Raw genomic sequence first — 24,689 nt, forward strand, 5'->3', positions numbered from 1 at the left:
TTGAACGGATTGGCACAAAAACGCCATCAGGCGCAAGCTACATCAAGAAGGGGCGAAGTGTGTGACGTATGGCCAGAAAGTCGTATCAGGAGAAACTGACGATGCTCCGCGAGGACGTCCTCTACATGAGCGAGGTCGTCATGGAGCGACTCCGAATGGGCCTCGACGCGCTCGAGCAGAAGGACGAGGATCTCGCGAACGAAGTGATAGAGGGTGACAGCGAAGTCAACGAACTGTATCTCGACCTCGAGCAGGACTGTATCGAACTGCTGGCGCTCCAACAGCCCGTCGCCAGCGACCTGCGGTTGATCGCCTCGACGTTCAAGATCATCACCGACCTGGAACGGATCGGCGACCTCGCGGTCAACCTCGGCGAGTACACGCACGAGGCCGAACACGACCGGTTCCCGGACGTCGACGTGCAGGCGATGGGCGAACTTACCCTCGAGATGGTCGAGGACGCGATGATCGCCTACGACACCGAGGACACCGACGGCTGCCGGGAGATCGCCGTCCGCGACGACGACGTCGATCAGTTCGCGGAACGGGCGAGCGGAATCGTCGTCCGGGATCTCATCGAGCGCGAACTCGACTCTCCCGACGAGATCGAACAGGTTCTCCAGGACGTCTCGCGGCTGCTCCTGACGATCCGGGACCTCGAACGCGTCGGCGATCACGCGGTGAACATCGCCGCGCGAACGCTGTACATGGTCGAGAACGACGACGAACTCATCTACTGACGGCTCTCTCTGACCCGGACGAAATGCGGGCCAGTACGGTCCGTTCTCGGCGAGTGCTGAACCGAGAGTGCACCAGCGTAGTGCACCAGCGTGATCCTCCCCGCGGATGCAGGCAGTATACGCTTGTCTCGGAGGGCTGCTAGCCCCGACTATGAGCGCACAGTTTACAGACGACGACCTCGAGAAGACCGTCGAGAACGCGAACGGAGAGACTATCGGGACCGTCACGGCGGTCGAGGGTGACGTTGCGCAGGTCGAACCCAGGGACGGTGTGATGGACTCGATCCGAGCGGCACTCGGGTGGACCGGAACGCAGGAAACCGTCTCGATACGCGACGACACGGTCGAGGAGATCACCGACGAGGTAATTCGCCTCGAGACGGCGTCGCTGGACGCGGACGAGGCAGTGGCAGCCACGACCGACGAAGCGGAAGAGACAGAACCCGCGGACGGTGAACCGGACGAAACAGCCCGCAGCGCGGGACTCGAGTCCGACGAGGCTGCGACGCAGGGTTCGGACACCGACCCCGACGGTCTCGAGGAAGGGGACCGAGGCGAGTCGGTCGAAGCGACGGGAACTTCCGCGGAGACGACTGCTACCGAGGAGGATCTCGAGGACGAGCTGAACCGCGGAGCAAAGGTCGAGCCGCCGGCGGAGAGCGAGGTCCGCGAGACGATGGAGGAGACGACCGAAACTGCAGGGGGCGAGACGGCCGAGATGACGGACGTCCCCGAGGAACTGGAAATGGGCGACGCGTACGGCGACACTCCGGAAGCGGACTCGACTGCGGAGGGAGCAGAAGTCACAGAACCGAGTGAGCCGGACGAATTAGACCGGAGCGAGAGTTCCGGGAACGCTGATGGGACGAACGCGATCGACGAGCCCCGCGGTGGCGAGGCGTTCGACGCGGACGATATCACTGACGACGCAGAACCCGGGCGTACGGAAGACGACGAATCCGAGACCGTGGGAGACACCGAACGCGAGACCGAAGAGATGGATCTCGCCGACGAACTCGAGCGGGGGCCCGACCTCGAGTCGGTCGACGACACGGACGACGCGTCGGAGCCATCCGCGACAGAGGACGTGGGCGACGAACTGACCCACGGAAACGATCTCGAGTCGGCGGCGGAGCCGACCGAGGAATCGACGGAGCGACCCGAGACAGAGGAGATGGATCTCGCCGACGAGTTCGATCGCGGCGCCGATCTGGACGCGGTCGAGGAGGACGCTCCCTCGGCGGCGCCCGACCGCGGCGTGGGTGAGCAGCCGACCGAGGAGATGGACCTCGCCGAGGAACTGGACCAGGGGGTCGACGTCGAATCGGCAGCGGAGACGGACCACGAGGAAGACGCCCCAGTCGACGCCGACGCGTTCCCGGGTCCGAAAGCTGACAGCGAAATAGCCGCCGACGCGGCCACGCCCCGTTCGGCGGAGCCGGCGAGTCACGCGGCGCTCGAGGCGGAGCCAGCGCTGGACCATCGTACCGACGAGCCGGCGAGGGCGCCCGAATCCGTGGCCGACGAGGCAGATCGAAGCGGCGAGGAACGAGGCGGTGTCGAGTCACCGATCGGGGCGATGTTCGAGGCCCAGCAGACGGCGATCGAGGAGACCCGACAACTCTTCGAGGGCAGTCTCGCGGTCCAGCGGGACGTCAACAGGATCGCGCTGAACACGCTCCACAGGCAGATGGCGCTTCAGCGCCAGGGGATCGAGCTATTCCAGTCGATGACGCCCGATCCCGTCGAGGCTGCGAAAGCGATGGGGCCACCGAAGGCGTCTCTCGAGGACCACCAGTCGACAGAGGGTGCTTCCGGCCCGTCACAGGCGGAGACCGGAACGCTACAGCGACGAACCGACTCGTCTGAGTCGGCGGACCGTGAGGGGACGTTCGAGCGCCGACTCGAACTCGTCGACGGCCTCGACTCGATGTATCGGGAGCGCCTCGAAGGTGTGGGTATCACCACACTCGACGACCTCGCGTACGCCGACGTCGAGACCGTCGCGGAAGCCGCCGAAGTGACCGAGGAACGCGCCGAAAGCTGGATCGAACAGGCCGCGGCCTGAGACGCTTCGCGAACGCCCGTTTCAGGCTGCCGTCACTGATCCGTCGAGCGCCCCGTTTCGGGCGCTCGCGTTCGCTTTCGTTCGGGAACGCCCGTCAGCAACTGCGCCGTATCGACGACGTTTCTCGTCTCGAGCAGCAGTTCGGCCGCCGCCCTGAGCGTGAAGTCGGCCTCGAGGTCGACGCCGTAACACCCGGTGTAACACTCGAGCCACCGATTCATCGCGGTCTCGAGGGCGGTGAACTCGGCTTCCGAGAACGGAACGAGTCGGCCGCCGGTTCGAGCCTCGACGTAGAGCCAGATCGCCTGGCCAGCCCCCTCGCGCAGGTACTCGAGTCCGTCTTCCGGGTCGGAGGTGTCGGGATCGAAGCGCTCCCGGTCGCGCTCGGCCTGGCGGGCGAGCGCGGCGATTCTGGGGCCGTACCGGTCCACGTTACCCCTCGCGGTACTCGACGCCCTTGCCGCCGCGCGGGTGTTCCCACGCGGTGTCGGCGACGATCGCACAGGTGCCACACTCGACGCAGGGCTGGGTGTCGAGGCTGACGACCGTCTCCTCGTCGCCGTTCGTCTGTACCTGCTCGGTTCGGTAGCAGCCGCCGCCGAAGTCGTCGGCACTGACGGGGCAGGCGTAGACGGCGGCCTCGCTCGCCGCCGCGGAGTCGTCGAGCAGTTCGATGTGGGGGTTGCCGACGTCCGTGTCGTACGTGAGGCCGCCGATGCGGGCCTCGAGGCTCGGCGGTTCGACGTCGTTCTCCCAGTGGATCGTCCGACCGTGCTCCTCGCCGACGATCGCCGGCACCGTGACGTAGCCGGTGCGGGTGTCGGGAAGCATCGACACCAGGAACGGCGAGTTGTACGCCCGCTTTAGCACTCGATCGGCGACGGGATTGCCGAGTGCGAGGCTCCCGACTCGCGAGTCGAGGACGCGTTCGACCGCGTTCGTCACGACGTCTCGCTCGCCGACCGCGCGGCTGAGGTCGTACCGCCGCGGGCGGAGTTTGTCCATCGTCCCCGACTCCTCGAGGAGCTTTGCGTACCGCCGGCCGGCGGCTTCGGGGTCGGCGTTCCCGCGGGTGATGGCGAAGGCGTCGGCCGCGAGCGCGCCGCCGGTGACGGCGTGGTTCATCCCCTTGATGATCGGCCCCTGGGCCTGCATCTGGCCGGCGGCGTCGCCGACGAGAACGAGACGGTCGCGGTAGGGCTCGCGGTGGGCGACCTTCTTCGAGTCGGGGACGAGTTTCGCGCCGTACTCGCGTTCGTCGTACTCGTCGCCGAGCCAGTGGGCCATCACGGGATGGGTGAGCAGCGCGTCGAGCAGTTCGTGGGGCTCGGCCTGCTCCGCGACGAGGCTGTCGAGGTGAAAGACCGTCCCGATCGATAGCGAATCCTCGTTGGTGTAGAGGAAGCCCCCGCCCCGAACGTCGGAGAAGAGGTCGCCCGAGAACAGGTGGGCGGCCCCCTCGTCCTCGTCGAGGTCGAACCGGTCGTTGACGACGTCGGGGTCCATATCGACGACGGCCTTGACGCCCTGGAACCACTCGTCGGGCTCCTCCCAGTCCATGAGGCCCGCGTCGCGGGCCAGTTCGGAGTTGACGCCGTCGGCGGCGACGATCAGGTCCGCCTCGATCGGATCGAGTTCGTCGCAGGTGACGCCGACGATCTCGCCATCCTCTCGCAAGAGACCGTTCACCCGGACGTTCGTCAGGACGCCGCCGCCCGTCTCGCTGGTCTTCTCGTGGACGCGTTGTTCGAGCCAGGCGTCCATCTTCCGACGGAGCACGGCGTCACACCAGTCGGTGTCGTGCTCGTGGAGATCGGTGAGATCGTAGCTCTTGACCTTGTTTCCGGCGATGTTGTGGATCTGGTAGTCGGTGACGGGTCGTTCGGCCGCCTCCTCGCGGAAGCCCTCGAAGAGGTCGTCGAGCGTGTACGGTGCCGACTCCTCGGCGTAGACCAGCCCGCCGGAGACGTTCTTCGAGCCGGCCTCGACGCCGCGTTCCAGGACGAGCGTCTCGACGCCGTGTTCCGCGAGTCGGGCGGCGGCCGCGGCCCCGCCGGGACCGCAGCCGACGACGACGGCCTCGTAGTGTTCGCGGTCGGCCGGTTCGCCGCTCATCGGTCGTCACCTCCGCTGCCGTCGGCGACGGCCTCGAGTTCAGTCGCGCCCGCTTCGACGGCCTCCGTGAGCCGCGGCAGCACCTCGAACAGATCGCCCTCGACGAAGTAGTCGCTGAAGTCGCGAATTCGGGCGTCGGTATCGGTGTTGATCGCGACGATCGTATCCGACTCGTCCATCCCGACCTTGTGCTGGACCGCCCCGGAGACGCCCGCCGCGATGTAGAGGTCGGGGGCGACGACCTGTCCCGTCTCGCCGATCTGGCGCTCCTCCTTCGAGTACTCCTCGACGTGGCCCTCGAACTGGTAGGCGGAGGTGACGATCCCGCGGGTGATCCCCAGTTCGGCGTCCTCGAAGGCGTCGACGAGTTCGAGGCCGAGCTCCATCCCCCCGGTGGGGTCGTCGGCGATGCCACGACCGAGACAGACGATCACCTCGTGGCCAGTGAGATCGATCCCGGCCTCGAGCTGGTCGTGTTCGGTGATCTCGACGCGGAACCAGTCGTCGTCGAGCTCCATGTCGTGTTCGACGACGAGTCCCTCCCGGTCGTAGTCGGGCTCCATCGGCGCGAAGCTGCCGGGGATGATCGACGCGCCCTGCGGGTGGAAGTCCCGTCCGGGGTTGTCGAGACAGAGGATCGTCGAGTACTCGAACCCGGAGAAGTCCGGTCGCTTCATGTGCAGGACCTTCTCGAAGGTCTTCTTGACGCCGGGTTCGCCGGTCTTGACCGGGTTCGACACCTCGTTCTCCTCGATGTAGAGGTCCGAACAGTCGGAGGCGAGCCCGGAGTCCAGTTCCGCCTGGACCTTCGCCGAGAGGTCCCGGCCGTTGTTCGTCGCCGGGAACAGGGCGTATCTGGGCTCGTCGTACTCGCGCCAGTCGGTGCTCTCGACGGTGCCTTCTCCGCGGGCCATGTGGGCCGCGATCTCGGTGTAGGGCTTGTGGAGGAACCGCTCGAGTCGGTCGTCGTCGTGGTAGACCGCGACGTCGGCGCCGTAGGCGATACACTCCTCCGCGAGTCTCTCGCAGTCGTCGCCTATCAGAAACGCGACGACTCGTTCCTCATCACCGTAATCCTCCTCGAACTGGTCCATCAGCTCTCGCGCCTTCCCGAGCATCTCCCGCGAGACCTCGAGTAACTCGCCCTGCTGCGTCTCGCAGAACACCCACATGTCGGCGTAGTCGCCACCGTCGAGCGCCCGGACGTGTCGCTTGTCACGAGTGGGGTGGGAGAGGCCGTCGTCTTTCTCCTCTTCGGCTGCCTTCTCCTCTTCTGGTTCTTCTTCGTCGACTTCGTCCACCTCCTCGCCTTCCGCCTCCTCGCCGACGTCCTCTTTCGTCTCCTCGTACTCGCCTTCCGTCTCGGTCCCCTCCTCGACGCCCTCGTGATCGCTGCCCGCCTCGTCGAGGATCTCGAGTCGCCGGTGGATCGCCTCCCGGGCAGTCTTGCGATCCCGGCCGGCCTGTTCGGCTTCGAGCACCGCCTGGAGTTCGTCGGTGTCGTCGATCGTCTCGAGTTCCTCGTCCAGTTCGTCCACCGTGTGTTCGTTCGGATCAAGTCCCATATCAGTCACTCCCCGCGAACGGCTGCAGTTCCTCGAGTACCGGTTCCATCGCATCGCCGTCGTCGGGATCGATCATCGTCGCCTCCCGCTCCGACGGCGCCTTCGGGATCGGATCGACCGACGAGACGATCGTCGGCGAGCCGTCGAGCCCGATGTAGTCGGGGTCGAGGTTCAGATCCTCCTGGCTCCACGTCGTCAGGTGTTCGTCGTGGTCGGCCGCCCGCTCTTCGGTCTCCGCCCGGAGCCGTTTGTGCGTCAGCCGGTGGGACGCCTTGCGGTAGGTCGGTTCGAACTCCGGATCGGTGACGACCATACAGGGCAGCGGCGCCTCGACGGTCTCGATCTCGTCGACGTCTCCCTCGACCAGTCGCTTCGCGCGGAGACGGCGGTCGTCGGGGTCGATATCCAGCGCGATGACGTGCGTGACGATCGGCCAGTCCATCGCCCAGGCGGTCTGGGGGCCGGTCTGACCGGTCTCGCCGTCGGCCGATTTGAAGCCGGCGAAGACGAGATCGATATCCCCCAGTTCCTCCTGGTAGGTCTCGAGACCCGCACTGAGCGTGATCGCCGTCGCCCACGTGTCGGAAGCGGCCAGCTCCCGGTCGGACAGCAGGTAGCTGTCGTCGGTGTACACCGATTCCATCGCCTCCTTCAGCACGTCGGCGTACCCCGGCGGCCCCATGCTCATTCCGCTGACGTGCCCGCCGTGGCGAACCTTCGTCTGGAGAGCAGCCTGGACGGCGAACTTGTCGTTCGGGTTCATCACCGTCGGCGTCTTCCCGCGCTCGAGGTGGCCGTCCTCGTCGAACGACACTGCCCCCTCGGAGAAGTCCGGGACGCCCTTGGTCAGTACTACCGATCGCATACTCCCCCCTGTGCGTGTGATGTGGTTTCGCTTGCCATTCTCATATCATCCTATCGCAACTATGGCTATTAAGAATAGGGGTAAAAGTCGCCGCTTGAGGGCGGCTGCACGTCATCGCCCTCGATAGGGCGAGACGCTGTGGTGCTACGAAGTACTGGACGCGGTCGTGACGCCGACGCTCGCCGGACGATTCACGTCGGTAACGAGCGCGGAAAACCGCTCACGCTGTCCGAGGCCGACCGCGAGGCCGACCGAACTCGAGTTACTCCTGCTCGCGCTCGGTCGTCCGCATCGTGATCTCGCCGTCCGCGCGGATCGAGCCGTCGATCTCGGCCTCGGGGCCGAGTTCGAGGCTCTCACACGAGACGTCGCCGAGGATGCGGGCATCCCGCTCGACGACGACGTCGCCGCTGCGGGTGGTCAGATCGCCGTGGATGCGGGTCCCCTTGCCCACCGAGACGTCGCCGCGAGCCCTGAGGCTGCCGAAGATGTCACAGTCGCGACCGACGTCGATCGTCTCGGCTCGGATGTTGCCGTGGAGCCGGCAGTCGTCGCCGATCGTCGCGGGCGTCGAGACTCGCCAGGCGTCGTCGCTGACGGTCGCGTTCCGTGGGATGATCAGCGGCTCGGCCTCGACGTCCTCCTCCTCGTCGACGAGTTCGGAGATGAGTCGCTGGGCAGCGTCCTCCTCGCCGATGAGCAGGAGCTGTTTGAGGTAGACGAAGAGGAAGACGATCGTCGGCATCGGGTTCCGGATCACGATCCAGCCGTTCGCCTCGAACCCCTCCTCGATCTCGACGTCGTCGCCGATGTCCAGGTCGCCGGCGACTTTCATCTCGCCGGCGACGTGGACGCGCTCGCCGATGTAGGCGTCCCCGCCGACGAGGACGTTCTCGGCCACGTCACACCACATGTCGAGCCGACAGTCGCCTTCGGCCTCGATATCGCCGCCGAACTCGACGCTCTCGCCCGCGAGGACGTTCCGTCCGCGGACGCCGAACTCGACCGTCGAGCGGCTCCCGATGAGGACGTCTCCGTCGGTCTCGAGGGCGACTTCCTTGGCTTCCGTCCCGTCGGGGACGACGAGTTCGTCGAGCGGATCCCTGCTGAAGGCCACACTCGCAACCAATGTGAACGCCGGGTAATAAACCTCGCGCGATGTCTGACGGACGTCTGCCGGCGAGCGTGTCTGACAGCGAATCGTCACACCGGCAAACCCCCGCTTTGACGACTCCCGATGCCGGTACCGAGACGGCCCGTTCGCGTTCCCGCAGGCGAAAACAGCCGTCCGGTTTTTAATACCCCGTCACCTACTGGCGGTTATGACGACGCTCGCGTTCGACGACGATGGAGTCGACGTCGTGTACGAAGGTACCGAATTCCGCCTCGAGCGAGAACTCATCGAAGAGGCCACTCAGAAGTCCTACTACGACGTGACGGACCACGAGGTGCTCAAGATCGTCGCGGATCAGCCAGACCTGAAGGGAGAACCGCGCCGCGTCGGAGACATCCTACCGTAGTTCACTCGTCGGTCTCGTACCGCTCCGCCGCCGACTCGAACCCCAGTTCGTTCTGTTCGCGGCCGCGACGCTCCTCGAGCGCGGCGACTGCCTCGGTGTCCGGTGCGGCGTCGTCGGTGATTCGCGCCCACGAACTGTGGACCTTGGCGTGACACCACCGACAGAGGTAGACCGTGATCTCGTGGGAGAGTTCCTCGCCGTCGCGTGCGTACGAGAGGTGGTGCTCCTCGAGCAACGGCCGCTCGTCGTCGTGGGCCAGTCGTTTCTCTTCGAGTCCACAGCGGACGCACTCGCGGTCGCGGTTTTGCGACCGGAAGTGGGGACAGTCGGCCCACGTCTCGTCGGTTTCGGGGTCGACGACGGGACACTCGTAGTCGTCGGCCGCGCGCTCACGGGCGAACTCGGGGTCGTGTTCGTAGTGGTCGAACGCGTACCGGCACCGACCCTCGCCGGTGAGGTGGTCGCAGACGCCGGCGAACTCGTACGGGTCGTCGACGCCGACCGACGTTCCCTGCGGCGTTTTCTCCATGCTCCGTCGACGCCGTATTCGAGCGGCGCAAAGTTAACCCCTTGGACGGGGTGCGGTTCTCCACGCTTCGTGGCCGACCCATAGAGATCTGTGAATTACAACTGAAGTAATAATTCGTAAGAGATAATATATCCGGCTGAAGACACCACCTATGGCGGGGAACCTACGGCGGATCGTCCCAGCAGTTATTCGACGGAGTTACGCACTGAAATTCGGTATCGTTCTGCTCGTACTGGGGCTGTCGGTCGGCACGCTCGGCATCGCGGCGACTGCGACGTTGACCGAGAGCGTCGAAGAGACCGTTCTCGAGGAACAGGAGAACGCTGCGATTCAGGAGGCTCGAGCGATCGAAAACTGGGACGAACAGAACGAACAACTCCTCATGTCCGCGACGAACGCGCCGGCGATGGGGACAGACGACGAGGAGGAGATCGAGTCGTATCTCCAGCACTCCTACAGCGACCTCCCCGAGGAGCGGATGAACGCGCTCTACGTGGACACTACCACCGGAGAGATACTCGCCGGCGCCGACACCGACGCGGAGACGGTCTCGGAACTCGAGTTCCCCGACGAGGCTGCGCTCGAAGACGACCTCTCCGAACACACCGTCCAGCGGACCGATCCGTACGCGATGCCGGACGAACTGGGAGTCGCGTTCGACGATCGACCGGTCGTCTCGTACTACATCGGGGTCGAGGAGGATCGTGCCCTCGTCTTCACGTTCAACCTCGCTGATCGGTCGGGGGAGATGCTCTCGAGTCGGTATCACATGTCTCAGACGGACAGTGGTACCACAGTCACGATCCTCAACGAGGACGGCGAGATCATCAGCGATGACGCGTATCTGGGCTACGAAGACGACCGGGAGTCGGTGACGTTCCTCACGGAGTACGAGGACGACGACGGCCTCCACGAGCGGGCGCTCACAGACGGCCCGGGTGCGACGAGAATCGACGAGGCACCGAGTGAGACGCTTCACGAGGCGCCGTACGACTTCTCTCCCGACGGCTACGTCGTCGGCTACCACACGACCGAGGACGGATGGACCGTCCTCGTCCACACGACGGACGCCGAGGCGCTCGGATTCGTCGACACGATCGACCAGTACGGGACCATGATTACGCTTGGCGGCGTGCTCCTGATCGGGCTGTTCGGCGCGGTCCTGGGTCGCAACACGGCGACGTCGATCGACCGGCTGCGGCGGAAGGCCGGACAGATGGAGGACGGCGATCTCGACGTCGAGTTCGAAACGAAACGGATCGACAACATCGGCCGACTCTACGATGGCTTCGGGTCGATGCGCGACGAACTGAAACGACAGATCACCGAGTCCGAAGACGCGAGAGCGGAAGCCGAACGGGAACGCGAACGCGTCGAGCGACTCAACGACGACCTCGAGCAGGCGGCGACTGCGTACGGCAGCGTGATGGAAACCGCCGCCGACGGGGATCTCACCGCTCGCATGGCTCCCGAGGAGTTCGACAACGAGACCATGCAGACGATCGGCACGGAGTTCAACGAGATGCTCACCGAAATCGAGGCGACGGTCGAGACCCTCACGGAGTTCGCCACCGAGGTCGCGATCGCCAGCGAGGAAGTGACTGCCTCGAGCGAGGAGGTCCGGGCCGCAAGCGAGGAGGTCAGCGAGTCGGTCCAGGAGATCTCCGACGGCGCCGACCGACAACACCAGTCACTGCAGTCGGTCGACACGGAGATGACCAATCTCTCGACGACGACGGAGCAGATCGCCGCCTCCTCGAACGACGTGGCGGATATCGCCGAGCGAACGGCCAGAACGAGTCGTGACGGCCGGCAGGCCGCGACGGAGGCCGTCGAGGCGTGTGACGATCTCGAGGCAGAACGTCGCGCGACCATCGCGGAGTTCGAACGCCTCCAGGAGCAGGTCGACCAGATCACCGACCTCACCGAAGCGATCACCGAGATCGCCGAACAGACGAACATGCTCGCGCTGAACGCCAACATCGAGGCCTCGCGTTCACAGCGCGACGACGCCGAAGGATTCAGCGCGGTGGCGGCCGAGGTCAAAGAACTCTCCCAGGACGTCAAAGACGCTGCCGACCGAATCGACGACAACCTCGAGGGGATCCAGAATCAGACCGACAGATCCGCGGCGGAACTCGAGCGGACGAGCGAGGAGATCGAGCGCGTCAACGATCTCGTCACCAATGCGGTGGCGGCGCTCGACGAGATCGCCGAGTACGCCCAGGAGACGAACGACGGCGTCCAGGAGATCTCTGCGGCCAGCGAAGAGCAGGCCGCCTCGACGCAGGAAGTCGTCGCGATGGTCGACGAGGTCGCGACGATTTCCGAGGAGACGACCGCCGAATCCGAGACCGTGGCTGCGGCGGCCGAAGAGCAGACGACCGCGCTGACGGAAGTGACCCGGTCGGCCGACGACCTGACCGGGCAGGCGACGCTCCTCTCGGAGGCGCTGGATCGGTTCGAGACGGACGCCGACGCTACCGCTGGCGTCGATGCGGATGGACTGGCGCCACAACTGGACGAGGGTGGCGCCACCGGCGCTTCGAATCCCGAGGAAGTGGCGTTCGAGTTCGACGAGGAGGCGTCCACCGCACCGGACGAGAACGACCGCGAACCGAGCGACATCGAACGAGAGGAGACCGAAGCCGAACGAGAGGAGACCGAAGCCGAACGAGAGGAGACCGAAGCCGAACGAGAGGAGACCGAAGCCGAAGACGACGATTCGTTCACGATCGTCGACTGACGCCCGTCCGCCCGCGAGTCGGACGTGATCTTTTTGTCGGCTGGAACGCGACTCGAGTGCGTGCAACTCGTCCACGAGTCGGCGCGCGGACCGGCGGAGATCCTGGCATCGACCGTCGAGACCGCGGATTCGATCGCGAGCCAGTTCCGCGGGCTCATGTTTCGGCGGTCACTCCCCGACGACTACGCCCTCGCGTTCCGGTTCGGGACGGCCAGGACTCGCGACGTGCACACGTTGTTCGTCTTCGTCCCGCTCGACGTCGTCTGGGTCGCCGACGGCGTCGTCCAGCGCGTCGAGCGGCTTCGCCCCTGGCGTGGGTTCGCCCGCGAAACGTGCGACCTGATCGTCGAACTGCCCGCCGGTGCGGCGGCCGGGGTCGAGTCCGGTGATCGGCTCGTGCTCGAGGAGAACTGAGGGTTAGTCGACGATCACGAGCTCTCCATCCTCGACGCCGACGTCGAGCAGGTGCGTCACCGCCCTGGAGAACTCCGGTCGGTCCTTGTCGACACGCCGCAGGACGACCGCGACGTCGACGAGCTCCGCGTCGGCGGCCTCGAGCGCCTCGCAGATGGCCTCGATCGTGTTCCCCGACGAGAGGACGTCGTCGACGACGACGACGCGGTCCCCGGGGTCGACACCGTTCAGAAAGAACTCGCTCTCGCCGTAGCCGGTTTCCTGGTGGATCGCGACTTCCGCCGGAAAGCCGTAGGAGCGCTTGCGAACGATCACGAACGGGACGCCGGTCTCGAGCGAGAGCGCCGTGGCGTGGTGAATCCCCATCGCCTCGGGGGCGACGATCGTGTCGACATCGGCGAAGTCGATCCGCTCTCGGAGCCCGTCGACGATCGCGTCCAGTACGTCGGGTTCCATCGGCGGAATTCCGTCGGTGACGCCGTGAACGAAGTATTCGTACCCGTCTCTGTCGACGATCGGTGCCGCGCGAAGCGACCGGACGAGGGGTTCAAGGTTCGCGTCCATGCACGCGTTGTACGACGAAGCAGTGGATGGTTGTTCGGGTCACCGGCCTCGCGTTCGATCGTTTCCGGTTCGACCGATTTCGGCACGCCGGTTTCACCTCGTCCTCCGTCGCGCAGATGGTGCCGCGACCGGCGGGATTAAGTCAGTATGCGCCATTAGCACACAGTACAATGGCACGAGATTCGTTCTCAACGCCGGATTCCGAGGATAGAGGAAGTCGGGGCAACCCGGCTGGGCGTGAAATTCCAGGACGGAAATAATTCTTCCTTCGTGACCCCTACTCCGGAGCAGACGATTTCATCAGACCGTACAGTCCGCCTTCTCGATACGACGCTTCGTGACGGCGAACAAGCCCCGGGTGTCTCGCTCTCACCCGACGAGAAAGTCGAGATCGCTCGCGGGCTCGAGCGAACTGGCGTCTCGGTCATCGAGGCCGGCAGCGCCTGCACCGGCGCGGGCGAGCGCCAGGCGATTTCGCGGGTGACCGATCTCGATCTCGAGGCCCGCGTCACCAGTTTCTGTCGCGGGATGGAGGTCGACATCGATCTCGCGCTCGACTGTGGTGTCGACGGCGTCCACATCGTCGTCCCCGCGAGCGACCGCCACGTCGAGGGGAAAGTCGGCACCTCCCGCGAAGACAACCTCGAGGCCACCGCCGAACTCGTCGAGTACGCCACCGACCACGGGCTGTGGGTCGAGGTCATCGGCGAGGACGGCTCCCGGGCCGATCTCGATTACCTCGAGGAGCTGATGGGGACCGCACTCGACGCGGGCGCCGATCGGACCTGCTTCGCCGACACCGTCGGACACACCGGTCCCGAGCGCACGGCCGAGGCAGTCTCCCGGCTCGCCGCGCTCGGTCCGGTCAGCGCCCACACCCACGACGACCTGGGACTGGGCGTCGCGAACGCGCTATCGGCCGTCTCCGCGGGTGCAGACCTCGTTCACTGCACCGTCAACGGCCTCGGCGAGCGCGCCGGGAACGTCGCGCTCGAGGAGGTCGCGATCGCACTCGAGCACGTTTACGACGTCGAGACGGTCGAACTCGACCAGCTGTACGATCTCGCCCAGATCGTCTCGCGGGCGACCGGCGTCCCGCTGCCGCCGAACAAGGCCGTCATCGGCGAGAACGCCTTCACCCACGAGAGCGGCATCCACACCGATGGGACGCTGAAGGACGACAAGATGTACGAGCCCTACGCACCCGAGACGGTCGGCCGCGAGCGCCGCCTCGCACTCGGTAAACACACCGGCCGGGCCGGTGTCAAGGCGACGCTCGAGGAACACGACGTCGACGCCAGCGAGGACGAGGTCGCGGAGATTGCGACCCGCGTCACCGAACTCGGTGACCGCGGTCGTCGCGTTACCGACGCCGACCTGCTCGCCGTCGCCGAGGACGTCACCGGCGACGACCGGGAGCGCGTCGTAGAGCTCCTCGACCTGAACGCCACGAGCGGCGGCCCCGTTCCGACCGCGAGCATCCGACTCGACGTCAGCGGCGAGGAGCGAGTCGCCAGTGGGACCGGCTCGGGGCCGGTCGACGCCGCCGTCTCCGCGGTTCGGCAGGCGCTCGGATCGATGGCCGACGCCGAACTCGAGTCCTATCACGTCGACGCGGTCACCGGCGGTACCGACGCCGTCGTCACCGTCGAGGTGACGATGGCTCGCAACGACCGGACGGTGACGGTCGCCCGCAGCGAGGCCGACATTACGCGCGCGAGTGTCGAAGCGATGGTCGACGCGCTCGACCGATTGCTCGAGTCCGACGTGGAACTGCTCGCGCCGGCCGACGACTAACTCCCCCGTCGTGCAGTTTTCGATGCGCGTTCCGAACCGTAATCAGTGAAACGGCTGGCGGCTGAGTGCACCCCGCGGGTCGAACAGGTAGACGAAGGCGAGAAAGAGCGCGAGCGCCACGACGAACAGCCGTATGAGCACGCTCAGGGACAGAGACGGGGGTGGATAGAGCGTGAGCAGCATCAGCCCCGCGACGCCGATCCAGAGCGCTCCGACGACGAGTCGCTGACGAAGATCCATATCCGAGAGATTGCACTCGAGTCGACGTGATAGTTCCGAAGTCCCTCCTCCGTTTCATTTTGCTCGTCCTGCACCGGAGTAACCGACGCCTATATTCGGGTTTGGACACATTAATTTGGAGCGTACTGTATTTTCGCACGTCAACTGTTTGTGGTAATATAACAATTACACTAGGGTCTAGATATAGATATAGCCGAGAATGGACGTAAAATCATGGCCGATTGGAAACGACGATCAGTACTCGCGGCAGGCGCAGCGCTTTCAACGAGCGGCATTCTCGCTTCGATCGGAGCCGCCGAGACGGGCTCCGACAACGGTCGAGTTTCGGTCGAGAAATCCGACGGCTGGTCCTCGCACGGCGGAACGACCGGGAACACGCGATACGTCCCCTCGGAGAGCGGCTTTTCGAAGCCGGACACGATCGCCTGGCAGTACGACGAAACGGGCAACGTAACGGCCGTCGACGGGATGGTCTACCTTCAGACGGACGGAGAAGTACACGCCATCGATGCGAACGACGGATCCAACGTGTGGACGTCGACTAACGGCCACAACAACAGGACGCCGGCGGTCGCTAACGGCACCGTCTACGTGACCGGAGAGCAGCTAACGGCGATCGACGCCGAGAGCGGAAGCGTCCGCTGGAGCGAAGCGTTCGGTAGCGATGCCTCGGTCTCGGCACCGCTCGTCACGTTCGAGACCGTCTACGCTGCCGTCGACGGTTCCCTTTACGCGTTCGACGCGACTGACGGCTCGCTTCGCTGGGAGCACGAATCCGTCACCGTGACGTCGCGGACCTTCGACGATGACGATCCGGTCGAAACGAACTACGTGTTCAACACGAGCGCCGAATCGATCGCTGCGACGGAGGAGGCGGTCTGGGCGCTGCTCGACGAGCGACGAAGCGAAGCCGATATCGACGCAGACGCGATCGTTGCGATCGATCCGCTGTCGGGGGAGATCCAGTGGGCGGATCGCCTGGAGCCGGGGAACTTTACGAACAGTCTGACGGTAGCCGACGGCGCACTATACGTCAGCAACAAGACGGAGGAGGGCGTGACCGCACTCGAGTCCGACACCGGAGAAACGGTTGCCCACATTTCGGACGCGCTGATGACTGCCGCCAACAACGGGCAGGTCGTGACCCGCGGACGACACTCTCTCAAGCTGACCGGTCCCGAGACGTCCTGGGAACGAAACGGGACGTACTCGTACGGACCGCCGACGATCGTCGGCGAAACGATCGTCATCGCCCACAGTTTGCGGGGACCGTCGATGCCCGACGAACTCGTCGGAATCGATCTCGGCGACGGCAACGACGAGTGGCAATTCACGTTCGACGAGTCGCAGTGGATGGACGGCTTCGATATCGAGTGCGTCGTCGACGACGGGATGCTGTACGTCAATCGGAAAGACGGATTGACCGCCCTCTGTTCCGCGCGCTAACCCGCCTCGAGTACCGTTCCCGAACGGTTCTCGCGCCGCCGGTTTGAGCTCTTTTACGAATTTCGGTCCGGAAAGTCTGAAATAGGCGTCCTGACGGCATAACTATCCTTTCAAAATGTCTCCGTTTCGAGCGTCGGCTGTCGGTTCTAACGTCGAGTCGGTTATCCCGTAATCCGAGCGATCAGCCCGACGGATCACTGCGACAGCCGACGGCAGGCAGATCGTGACGAATCCGGAGACGAAATCGGTGAGCGATCATCTCCGATAGTACCCTATCCCGTGGATGACAGGAATTTCCACCGCTCAGATCGCTGCCTCGAGAACTGGAATCGATCAGACGCGAATTTCGCCCCCGTCGGACGCCCTATCGTATTTCGACGTTATCGAGTTCCGGCTGCTCGCTCCCGCCGAGTGCGGGACGGTTTGGAACGTCGAGTACGCCGTCGCGGAGCGTAACGTCGGGTCGCCGTATCCGAACGCTCGGATGGTTGCTGGCCTCGCTTATATCGTGGATTTCGAAATCCTCGATGAGAACGCCCTGCAGATCCGTCTCGCTGGTGTACGTACAGCGAACGGTCGGTGCGCGAACCTCTGGGCCGCAGAATACGCGAAGGCCGCGAATGTGACCGCCATCGGCCCCGCTGTTAACCCGAACGATGTCGTTTCCGGCGTCGCTGCCGTCGATAGCAGTCCGCTCGGCGATAGGCTGGCCGCCGTTTAGCCAGAGGCCGGCACCTGGGTGCGCCTGGTTCGCTCCCTCGTCGAGGCGGATCCGACAATCGCGGGATTCGTCCGCCTCACCGAGTCGGATATTGCCGTTTCCGCAGTTGACCGCCATACTGTGCGTGACGATATTATCGCCGGGGCTGTTTCGCACGTAGAGGCCGTTGTCGACGAACTCTTCGACGTAGCACTGCGCCCAGATATTCAGGCCGTTATGTGGCGGGTCAGCGCTAATGCCGATCGAATGGCCGACGGACGACAGGGAGGAATCCTCGAGGTCACCGTCCGGGAGAGAGAGGTTGCGAACTATCGAGAGGAGCGCTTCGTCTCGCGTGTTGAGCATGCAGGTGTAGCGGTCGCCGCCCTCGGGGCCGTGTCGCCAGCGCTGGCCGACGAGTTCGACGTTATCGATCAGACAGCGATCGACGTGGGCGATGAGTAATCCGGCGTCTCGTTCGGGCTGGTCGTCGATATCGACGTCGAGATTCCGGAGCACAACGTGGCGGGGTGGGTTGGTGTTCCCCCACCTCCCGAACAGGAACGCGAGGTCGACGTCGTGGTCGCGGACCTGAAGTGTCGCTCGCGGGTCGCCGCTGATCTCGAAGTACTCGTGTGGTCCGTCGAGATCGAACTCTGTGTTCCAGGTGTAGGTCCCCGTCGGTAGAACGAACGCGTGGTTGGTCTCGTCCTGCGCCTCGAGGTACGCGAGAATCTCCGCTGATAAGTCGCCATCGGCGTCGATCGACGGGTGGTCGACGACGTTGACGATCGTAACGTCGGTAGGACGGGTCTCGAGCGCCGTTGTCAGTCCACGATTCGAACCGGCCGGCTGGATTCGGTCGATGCAGTATCGGTAGCTGCTCGATAACGCTGCACCGCTGAAGACGCCGTGCGTCGCGATCAGGGAGTCGCTCGCGATCGGGTAGTCGACCGCGGCTCGACCTCGAACGTAGCGCTGGCCGTCGGCGTCGCAGAGGATCCGGTAGGTCTCGTCGGCTTCGAGTTCGGCGTCGAGTTCGAACACGTCGCCGGCAGCGAGGTTCTCGAGCGACCGCTGATCGAGGACCGTTCCCGCGTCGTCGGTCAGGAAGGCCGTCGTGATCCCCTCGGTCGCCGCCGAGATCCGGCACTCCAGCCCGTCGACGGCTTCGGTCGCGTGAATCCGAACGCCGGACGGTTCGGTCAGACTGCTCCAGGACTGCCCCTGCTCGTCGCTCCCGAGGTCGAGCAACGGTCCGTCGCTCGTTGCGTTCCCGATCCAGACCGGGTCGACGACGTCGGGTCTGACCCAGTCGAAACAGTACCGGTAGCTGTTCGATAACTCCGTTCCGCTGAAGATACCGTGGGTCGCGGTCAGGGAATCGCTCTCGAGGGGATAGTCGACCGCGGCTCGACCCCGAACGTAGCGCTGGCCGTCGGCATCGCAGAGGATCCGGTAGGTCTCGTCGGCTACGAGTTCCGCGTCGAATTCGACGACATCGCCCGCCTCGAGGTCGTCGATCGACTGCTGGTCGAGGACGGCTCCCGAGTCGTCGGTCAGGTAGGCCGTCGTCACCCCATCGGTCTCCGTCGAGAGGCGACACTCCAGACCGATGACGTCCTCGTTCGCCTCGAGGCGAACGCCGGACGGTTCGGTCAGGCTACTCCAGGATTGTCCCTGGTCGTCGCTCTCGAGACCGAGGGGGCTCCCCGCTCTTCCGACGTAATCGACGTCACCCTGACCGCTGGCGGTCGGTCTGATCCGATCGAAACAGTACCGGTAGCTGTTCGATAACTCCGTTCCGCTGAAGACGCCGTGCGTCGCCGTCAGGGAGTCGCTCTCGAGGGGGTAGTCGACCGGGGTTCGGCCCCGGGTGTAGCGTTGGCCGCGCGCCCCACAGAGAACTCGGTAGGCGGTGCCGGCTTCGAGCGCGGTGTCGAACGTAAACGCGTCGCCGGCCCCGAGCGCGGCGATCGTCTGCCGTTCCAGGACAACGCCGTCATCGGTAGTCAGATAGGCCGTCGTGATCCCGCTCGTTTCCGTCGAGAGGCGACACTCCAGACCGTCGGCGGCTTCGGTCGTCTCGAGGCGAACGCCGGACGGTTCGGTCAGGCTGCTCCAGGATTGCCCCTGCTCGTCGCTTCCGAGCGCGAGCGTGGCTCCGATCGGGATACTCGAATCGGCCGGCTGGATCCGGTCGATACAGTAGCGGTAGTTTTCCGTCCGTGCGCCGTCGCCGGCGAAGATCCCGTGCGTGGCTTCGAGAACGTCGCTCTCGAGGGGGTAGTCGACCGCGGCTCGACCCCGGGTGTAGCGCTGTCCGCCAGCGTCGCACACGACCCAGTAGGTCTCGCCAGCCTCGAGGGGGGTATCCAGTACGAACGTCTCGCCGGCCTCGAGGTCGTCGATCGACTGCTGATCGATGACCGCTCCCGAATCGTCGGTCAGGTAAGCCGTCGTGAGACCCGCCGTCTCCGTCGAGACGCGACACTCGAGACCGGAGATCGTTTCCGTCGCGTTGAGGCGAACGCCGGATCGGTTACTCAGGCCGCTCCAGGATTGCGCCTCGCCGTCGCGCTCGAGATCGAGCACCGCTCCGATGTCGGAAGTCGTGGTGCCGGTTCGAATCCGGTCGATACAGTAGCGATAGGTATTCGAGCGCGAGCCACCGCCGGTAAAGATACCGTGTGTGACCGCGAGGGAATCGCTCTCGAGGGGGTAGTCGACCGCGGCTCGACCCCGAACGTACTCTCGCCCGTGGGCGTCACAGAGGATCCAGTAGTTCTCGTCGGCTTCGAGTCCGGTCTCGAACTCGAACGTATCGCCGGCCTCGAGCGAGGCGATCGTCTGTCGTTCCAGAACGGCTCCCGAGTCGTCGGTCAGGTAGGCCGTAACGACTCCTGTCGTCCGTGCAGAGAGACGACACTCCAGGGTATCGATAGCCGTCCTCGTCTCGAGTCTCACGCCCGAGCGATTGGTCTGGCCGAACTGGGCCTGTTCGTCGTTCTCGAGGGCCAGCGTGTTCCCGGTTCCGCCACTCGTTCGATCGTTGCTAACTCCCGTCTCGTTCTCTGATATCTGTCTCATTATTATCGGTTGCTCTCCGTATTCGTGCTGAGTTGGTTGCTGAACCGCTCCGATTCTCGGTGTAATCTGTTCGCATCTTCAGGGTCGTGGGACTATATTCAACGGCGATACGTGCTAATTATAAAGTACTGGGAACATGTGAGAGAGTAACCACGATCTGAAATTAGAGCGGGTCTCTTTCATCTGTGCAAATGACGGTAATCGAACCCGTTTCTGGCAACAGTCAGAGAGATCTCGCACCACCCACTGCGTCGTGCCGTAGTACCCCGACCGGAGGACTCCACGTCGTCGGTCAGCGAATCAGAGTAAAAGGGTCCTCGCTGCCGATATCCCGTATTCTCTCACCATCCGCGTTGGCTACTCTCGGTCTGCCGGATCTGTTCTCCACAGGTAATATTAAAATCTCTAACTTATGTATTGAACAGACTCATCAGCGGTAGGAACCAATTACACGCATGGATCGGAGAGGTTTTCACGAAGGCGGCTGGAGCATCGATGATCGGTGTTCTCGCTGGATGCACGTCCCCGAGAGACGAATCTGATGAGAGTTCCAACGACGACCTATAGTACCAACTGAAACTGTTTGCACACCGACCGCACTGTCCGCGGTTCTCACTCACTTCGTTCGCTCACGGGTCGCGTTCGCTCCCCGTTCGCGGTCCGCGGTTCTCACTCACTTCGTTCGTTCCGAACCGCGCACGTTCCGAACCGCGCACGTTCCGAACCGCGCTCGCTCCGACCCGCGCTCCCGTCGTGCGGTCGGGTGCGCACTGACGTTCAGTGGCTACTATAGCGGATACCGATTCTCCCGACGGGGAGGAAGCGGGTGACGACGGTGCTGAAACCGATGACGATGAGAGCGCGCGGAAATTCGAGCGCGCGCTGTGGCTCGGCACGTCCTCGTCGAAGCCTACGCTATTCGACCTCTCCGCCCCCATCAGAGGGGGATGCATCCGACGAGTGCTTCGATCTACAGAGATAACCCGTCGAGTCCCTCGTCGACCGTCCGGTCGTCGAGAACGTTCTTGCGGTTGTCGACCTGGCCGACGTCGTCGTAGGCGACTGGTCCCGGAACCTGTTCGGCGTTCGGCCCCGGTTCGTTACCGATGTAGATCACGTTCGGATTGGTGTTGAACTCCTCGAGGAGTTTGAAGGTCGAATCCGCGCTCCCGTACTCGCCCTGGAGGAGTCGTTCCGCCTCCTCCTCGGTCAGTCCATCGTCGTCGTCTTCGTCCGCGGGTTCCTCCTCGCCCTCGAGGATCGCGATCGCCTCCTGGAGCTCCTCGTCGTCCGGATCGTGCTCCTGAGCGCGGGCGAGCGGGACGTTCTCGACGTACTGCTGTGGATCGCTGTCGGGATCGTTCATGTCGCCGAACTGGATCGCACCCGGTGGACAGGCGTCTTCACAGGCCGTTCTTCCGACCATCTCCTCGCCCATCTGTCCGTCCTGGCGGGCCGGATCGAAGACGCACTTCTCCATGACGCCGCGCGGGCCGCGACCGCTGACCCAGCGATCGCGCTCGTCGTACATCATGTCCTCGCTGAGCTCCTCTGACGGGGCCTCGACCTCGGGATCCGACCACTGGAAGTAGTTGACGCCGTACGGACAGGCGACCTGGCAGTACCGACAGCCGATACAGACGTCGTAGTCGGTGAGCACGAGGCCGCCCTCCTCTCGCGTGTGTCGGGCCGTCGTCGGACACACCTTCTCGCAGGGGGCGTCCGTACAGTGTTGACATGGCCGGATGAGGTAGTTGAAGTCCCGCGTATCCTCGAAGTCGTCCGCCTCGGGCGACTCGACGGTGCCGTCCTCGTAGGCGAGGATGTACATCCAGTTCGCCCCTTCGTTCCAGTTGTGCTCCTGGTTGCAGGCGACGACGCAGGCGAGACAGCCGTCACAGACCTCGAGGTCGAGGGCCATTCCCCATTGAGTCCCGTCTTCGTCCTCCTCCTCGTCTTCCTGGGCTGCGGCGACGTCGGGTTCCGGCTCGTCGCCGCCTTCAGCGGTCCCCCACGCGCCGAGACCGACGGCTGCGGCACCGGCGCCCATCTTCTTCATCGCGTCGCGTCGGGAGTCCTCGCCGTCGCCGAAGCGGGACATCGCCTGCTCGAGTCGCCCTTCCTCGCGGGCCCGCTCGACGCGCTCGACCATCGGGCGACTGTCCTCGCCGAACTCCTCGAGGACGTCCTCGTGGTACCGGTCGTAGAACTCCTCCTCCGAGAGTTCGCCCTTCGTGAGCCGCATGGCGTCCCGAGCCATCTCCATACCGAGGTCGGCATCGTACTCGGTCTCCTCGAGCATGGCCCTGTAGTCTTCTTCCGCACCCTCTCCCATCGGGTGGAAGAGGTCACTGTCGGGCTGCTCGTCGTCGGAACTCATCGAAGACGCTTACCCCCACCGCTTGACTGTTCATTTTCTCTAGTTGACATTGCCACGGTATAACACGCTGCCTACTCCTGCGTGGATAAAAATACAGCCTTGCAAATGACGGGATTCTCGATCGGGGAACGCGATTGCTGACGGCTGGGTGACTGGATCGGACGTGAGCAGTGGCGAGAACGCGCAGGACACGCCGTTCGTCGGGTATAGTCGTTCGAAAAGCGCCGAGAGGGAGAGTTGAAGAATGCCCGAGAACCTACGCGAAGCGCAGAACCTCGGTCTAATTCAAATCACCCGTAGTCGTTTCCCGGCAACGGATCGACTCGCGCCGCTACGCGCCGCTCGTCAGAAATAAGTTGCCGTGAAAGCGCCGAGAGGGAGATTTGAACAACGCGAAGACGGTCATCCTCGCTTCGCTCGGATGCTGCGTCTTCTCTCGTTCAAATTCCCGTAGTCGTTTACAGCGACGGGATGACTCGCGCCGCTACGCGTCGCTCGTCGATTGTGGTCGCTGCAAAAGCGCCGAGAGGGAGATTTGAACTCCCGAGTCCGTGAGGACAGCAGATTTCGAATCTGCCGCCTTGGCCGGGCTAGGCTATCTCGGCTCACTTCTACATACCGCGGTAACGTTTTTACCGGTTTCGATTCGATTCGCCGTCTGAGATTCGATCACGCACGAACCTGACAACCGAACGAAACACGTTTTACGCGAGGCTCCGACGACGACCCTATGAACGTCACCCAGGCCAGCACCGAATGGGCGACCGTCCTCGAGGAAATCGGCGACGCGGTCATCTGCGACCGAGCGTTTCTCGAGGAGATCCTCGTCGGCGTCGCCGGCCGCGGGCACGTCCTCCTCGAGGACGTCCCGGGGACCGGCAAGACGCTGACCGCCCGCAGCGTCGCCACTGCGCTCGGCCTCTCCTTTTCGCGCATCCAGTTCACGCCCGACCTGCTGCCGGCGGACGTGACCGGAACGCACGTGTTCAACGAGCGCGAGCGGAGTTTCGAGTTCAACGAGGGGCCGATCTTCGCCAACATCGTGCTCGCCGACGAGATCAACCGCGCGCCGCCAAAGACCCAGGCCGCCCTGCTCGAGGCCATGGAGGAAGGCCAGGTCACGGTCGACGGCGAGACCCGCCAGCTGCCGGACCCGTTTTTCGTCATCGCGACGCAGAATCCCGTCGAGCAGGAGGGGACGTTCCCGCTCCCCGAGGCGCAGGTCGACCGATTCCTCGTCAAGACGTCGATGGGCTACCCCGACGAGGCCGGTGAGGTCGAACTCCTGCGACGACGTGCCAGCCGCGAGGAGGGAAGCCCGACGGTCTCGACGGTTCTCGAGCCGGAGCAGATCGATCAGCTTCGACGGGTTCCCGAAACCGTGCGGGTCGACGAGGATCTCCTCGAGTACGTCGCCGCCCTGGCCCGCGGGACCCGGACGGACGGCCGCGTCGAGGTCGGCGTCTCCCCACGTGGCACGCAGCGACTCTTCGAGGCGGCCCGGGCCTACGCGACACTCGTCGGCCGCGAGTACGTCACCCCCGACGACATCAAGCGGGTCGCGAAGCCGGTGCTCGCCCACCGACTCGTCCTGACGCCGGACGCGACGGTCAACCAGGTCGACAAGGATCGGGTGATCGAGAGCGTCCTCGAGAGCGTTCCGGTGCCGACGCTCGAATAGAAGGCCGACGATCGGCGCTGTACTCCGCGGCTCGCGGTGGTCCTCGCGCTGGTCGGTGGGTTCACCGAAATCGTCTTCAACAGCGGTGGACTGAACGATTGAGCGTCGATTCGCTATTCAACACCGTTGAGAGATGGATTCAGAAAAGTTCTCCAAATTGCCTTCCACTCACAACGACCTGCTAGTAGCGTCGCGTACAGGCTGAGAACGTGGCAGTGATACGTTTTGA

At 64.4% G+C, this 24,689-nt stretch carries 18 protein-coding genes and 1 tRNA gene; 8 read left to right on the forward strand and 11 right to left on the reverse strand.

Annotated elements, in window-relative coordinates:
* The first annotated feature begins 68 nt into the window (after positions 1-68).
* Both phoU and CV102_RS08715 read left to right on the forward strand, forming a co-directional pair.
* Entirely contained in the window at positions 69-740 is a 672-nt protein-coding gene (gene phoU / locus CV102_RS08710; RefSeq protein ID WP_148857502.1) for a phosphate signaling complex protein PhoU, read from the forward strand.
* Between the two features lie 151 nt (positions 741-891).
* A complete protein-coding gene (locus CV102_RS08715) occupies positions 892-2,808 on the forward strand; it encodes a helix-hairpin-helix domain-containing protein (protein ID WP_148857503.1) in 1,917 nt (638 codons plus the stop codon).
* Between the two features lie 32 nt (positions 2,809-2,840).
* Here the strand turns inward: CV102_RS08715 and CV102_RS08720 are convergent, their stop codons facing one another.
* The 5 genes from CV102_RS08720 to CV102_RS08740 form a co-directional block, all read right to left on the reverse strand.
* Positions 2,841-3,239, reverse strand: a complete 399-nt coding sequence (locus CV102_RS08720) for a hypothetical protein (RefSeq protein WP_148857504.1) — start codon at positions 3,237-3,239, stop codon at positions 2,841-2,843.
* Position 3,240: 1 nt separating this feature from the next.
* Positions 3,241-4,923, reverse strand: a complete 1,683-nt coding sequence (locus CV102_RS08725) for an FAD-dependent monooxygenase (protein ID WP_148857505.1) — start codon at positions 4,921-4,923, stop codon at positions 3,241-3,243.
* Positions 4,920-6,488 carry an electron transfer flavoprotein subunit alpha/FixB family protein gene (locus CV102_RS08730; protein WP_148857506.1) on the reverse strand — a complete coding sequence of 523 codons (1,569 nt, stop codon included), beginning with the start codon at positions 6,486-6,488 and terminating at the stop codon, positions 4,920-4,922. Before CV102_RS08730 ends, CV102_RS08725 begins: the two co-directional genes overlap by 4 nt.
* 1 nt (position 6,489) lies before the next feature.
* On the reverse strand, positions 6,490-7,353 hold the full coding sequence (locus tag CV102_RS08735; protein WP_148857507.1) for an electron transfer flavoprotein subunit beta/FixA family protein: 864 nt from the start codon (positions 7,351-7,353) through the stop codon (positions 6,490-6,492).
* A 262-nt stretch (positions 7,354-7,615) separates the two neighbouring features.
* Positions 7,616-8,470, reverse strand: coding sequence for a polymer-forming cytoskeletal protein (locus tag CV102_RS08740; protein ID WP_148857508.1), 855 nt, complete (start codon positions 8,468-8,470; stop codon positions 7,616-7,618).
* A gap of 205 nt (positions 8,471-8,675) precedes the next feature.
* On the opposite strand from CV102_RS08740, the gene CV102_RS08745 reads away from it, so the two are divergent.
* Positions 8,676-8,873: a DUF5800 family protein gene (locus CV102_RS08745; protein WP_148857509.1), complete on the forward strand. Its 198-nt coding sequence runs from the start codon at positions 8,676-8,678 to the stop codon at positions 8,871-8,873.
* Between the two features lies 1 nt (position 8,874).
* On the opposite strand, the gene CV102_RS08750 is transcribed toward CV102_RS08745, so the two are convergent.
* Entirely contained in the window at positions 8,875-9,402 is a 528-nt protein-coding gene (locus tag CV102_RS08750) for a DUF7097 family protein (RefSeq protein ID WP_148857510.1), read from the reverse strand.
* Positions 9,403-9,553: 151 nt separating this feature from the next.
* Between CV102_RS08750 and CV102_RS08755 the strand changes: the two genes are divergently transcribed.
* Positions 9,554-12,148, forward strand: coding sequence for a methyl-accepting chemotaxis protein (locus CV102_RS08755; protein ID WP_148857511.1), 2,595 nt, complete (start codon positions 9,554-9,556; stop codon positions 12,146-12,148).
* Between the two features lie 60 nt (positions 12,149-12,208).
* Positions 12,209-12,562, forward strand: coding sequence for a DUF192 domain-containing protein (locus CV102_RS08760; protein WP_148857512.1), 354 nt, complete (start codon positions 12,209-12,211; stop codon positions 12,560-12,562).
* A gap of 3 nt (positions 12,563-12,565) precedes the next feature.
* Here the strand turns inward: CV102_RS08760 and hpt are convergent, their stop codons facing one another.
* Complete coding sequence (gene hpt, locus CV102_RS08765; protein ID WP_148857513.1) at positions 12,566-13,126, reverse strand: hypoxanthine/guanine phosphoribosyltransferase; 561 nt, start codon at positions 13,124-13,126, stop codon at positions 12,566-12,568.
* A gap of 270 nt (positions 13,127-13,396) precedes the next feature.
* Between hpt and CV102_RS08770 the strand changes: the two genes are divergently transcribed.
* Positions 13,397-14,923 (forward strand): (R)-citramalate synthase, encoded by a 1,527-nt coding sequence (locus CV102_RS08770; RefSeq protein ID WP_148857514.1) that lies wholly within the window; start codon positions 13,397-13,399, stop codon positions 14,921-14,923.
* A 42-nt stretch (positions 14,924-14,965) separates the two neighbouring features.
* Here the strand turns inward: CV102_RS08770 and CV102_RS08775 are convergent, their stop codons facing one another.
* Positions 14,966-15,163 carry a hypothetical protein gene (locus tag CV102_RS08775; protein ID WP_148857515.1) on the reverse strand — a complete coding sequence of 66 codons (198 nt, stop codon included), beginning with the start codon at positions 15,161-15,163 and terminating at the stop codon, positions 14,966-14,968.
* A gap of 213 nt (positions 15,164-15,376) precedes the next feature.
* Between CV102_RS08775 and CV102_RS08780 the strand changes: the two genes are divergently transcribed.
* Positions 15,377-16,609, forward strand: coding sequence for a PQQ-binding-like beta-propeller repeat protein (locus tag CV102_RS08780; RefSeq protein ID WP_148857516.1), 1,233 nt, complete (start codon positions 15,377-15,379; stop codon positions 16,607-16,609).
* A 364-nt stretch (positions 16,610-16,973) separates the two neighbouring features.
* Here CV102_RS08780 and CV102_RS08785 read toward each other — a convergent pair whose 3' ends face one another.
* The 3 genes from CV102_RS08785 to CV102_RS08795 form a co-directional block, all read right to left on the reverse strand.
* Positions 16,974-20,399 (reverse strand): hypothetical protein, encoded by a 3,426-nt coding sequence (locus CV102_RS08785; protein ID WP_233710650.1) that lies wholly within the window; start codon positions 20,397-20,399, stop codon positions 16,974-16,976.
* A 970-nt stretch (positions 20,400-21,369) separates the two neighbouring features.
* Positions 21,370-22,779 carry a 4Fe-4S ferredoxin N-terminal domain-containing protein gene (locus tag CV102_RS08790; RefSeq protein WP_148857517.1) on the reverse strand — a complete coding sequence of 470 codons (1,410 nt, stop codon included), beginning with the start codon at positions 22,777-22,779 and terminating at the stop codon, positions 21,370-21,372.
* A gap of 520 nt (positions 22,780-23,299) precedes the next feature.
* A tRNA-Ser gene (locus tag CV102_RS08795) sits at positions 23,300-23,384 on the reverse strand.
* 125 nt (positions 23,385-23,509) lie between these two features.
* On the opposite strand from CV102_RS08795, the gene CV102_RS08800 reads away from it, so the two are divergent.
* A complete protein-coding gene (locus CV102_RS08800; protein ID WP_148857518.1) occupies positions 23,510-24,460 on the forward strand; it encodes an AAA family ATPase in 951 nt (316 codons plus the stop codon).
* Positions 24,461-24,689: the final 229 nt, after the last annotated feature.

The sequence above is a fragment of the Natronococcus pandeyae genome (assembly GCF_008122205.1).
In the GTDB taxonomy this organism is placed as follows: domain Archaea; phylum Halobacteriota; class Halobacteria; order Halobacteriales; family Natrialbaceae; genus Natronococcus; species Natronococcus pandeyae.

What these genes read in the sequence shown, in the direction of transcription:
- phoU (WP_148857502.1), top strand. Translation starts at nt 69, where the DNA reads ATGGCCAGAAAGTCGTATCAGGAGAAACTGACGATGCTCCGCGAGGAC.
- CV102_RS08715 (WP_148857503.1), top strand. Translation starts at nt 892, where the DNA reads ATGAGCGCACAGTTTACAGACGACGACCTCGAGAAGACCGTCGAGAAC.
- CV102_RS08725 (WP_148857505.1), bottom strand. Translation starts at nt 4,923, where the DNA reads ATGAGCGGCGAACCGGCCGACCGCGAACACTACGAGGCCGTCGTCGTC.
- CV102_RS08730 (WP_148857506.1), bottom strand. Translation starts at nt 6,488, where the DNA reads ATGGGACTTGATCCGAACGAACACACGGTGGACGAACTGGACGAGGAA.
- CV102_RS08735 (WP_148857507.1), bottom strand. Translation starts at nt 7,353, where the DNA reads ATGCGATCGGTAGTACTGACCAAGGGCGTCCCGGACTTCTCCGAGGGG.
- CV102_RS08745 (WP_148857509.1), top strand. Translation starts at nt 8,676, where the DNA reads ATGACGACGCTCGCGTTCGACGACGATGGAGTCGACGTCGTGTACGAA.
- CV102_RS08750 (WP_148857510.1), bottom strand. Translation starts at nt 9,402, where the DNA reads ATGGAGAAAACGCCGCAGGGAACGTCGGTCGGCGTCGACGACCCGTAC.
- CV102_RS08755 (WP_148857511.1), top strand. Translation starts at nt 9,554, where the DNA reads ATGGCGGGGAACCTACGGCGGATCGTCCCAGCAGTTATTCGACGGAGT.
- hpt (WP_148857513.1), bottom strand. Translation starts at nt 13,126, where the DNA reads ATGGACGCGAACCTTGAACCCCTCGTCCGGTCGCTTCGCGCGGCACCG.
- CV102_RS08775 (WP_148857515.1), bottom strand. Translation starts at nt 15,163, where the DNA reads ATGGATCTTCGTCAGCGACTCGTCGTCGGAGCGCTCTGGATCGGCGTC.
- CV102_RS08780 (WP_148857516.1), top strand. Translation starts at nt 15,377, where the DNA reads ATGGCCGATTGGAAACGACGATCAGTACTCGCGGCAGGCGCAGCGCTT.
- CV102_RS08785 (WP_233710650.1), bottom strand. Translation starts at nt 20,399, where the DNA reads ATGAGACAGATATCAGAGAACGAGACGGGAGTTAGCAACGATCGAACG.
- CV102_RS08790 (WP_148857517.1), bottom strand. Translation starts at nt 22,779, where the DNA reads ATGAGTTCCGACGACGAGCAGCCCGACAGTGACCTCTTCCACCCGATG.
- CV102_RS08800 (WP_148857518.1), top strand. Translation starts at nt 23,510, where the DNA reads ATGAACGTCACCCAGGCCAGCACCGAATGGGCGACCGTCCTCGAGGAA.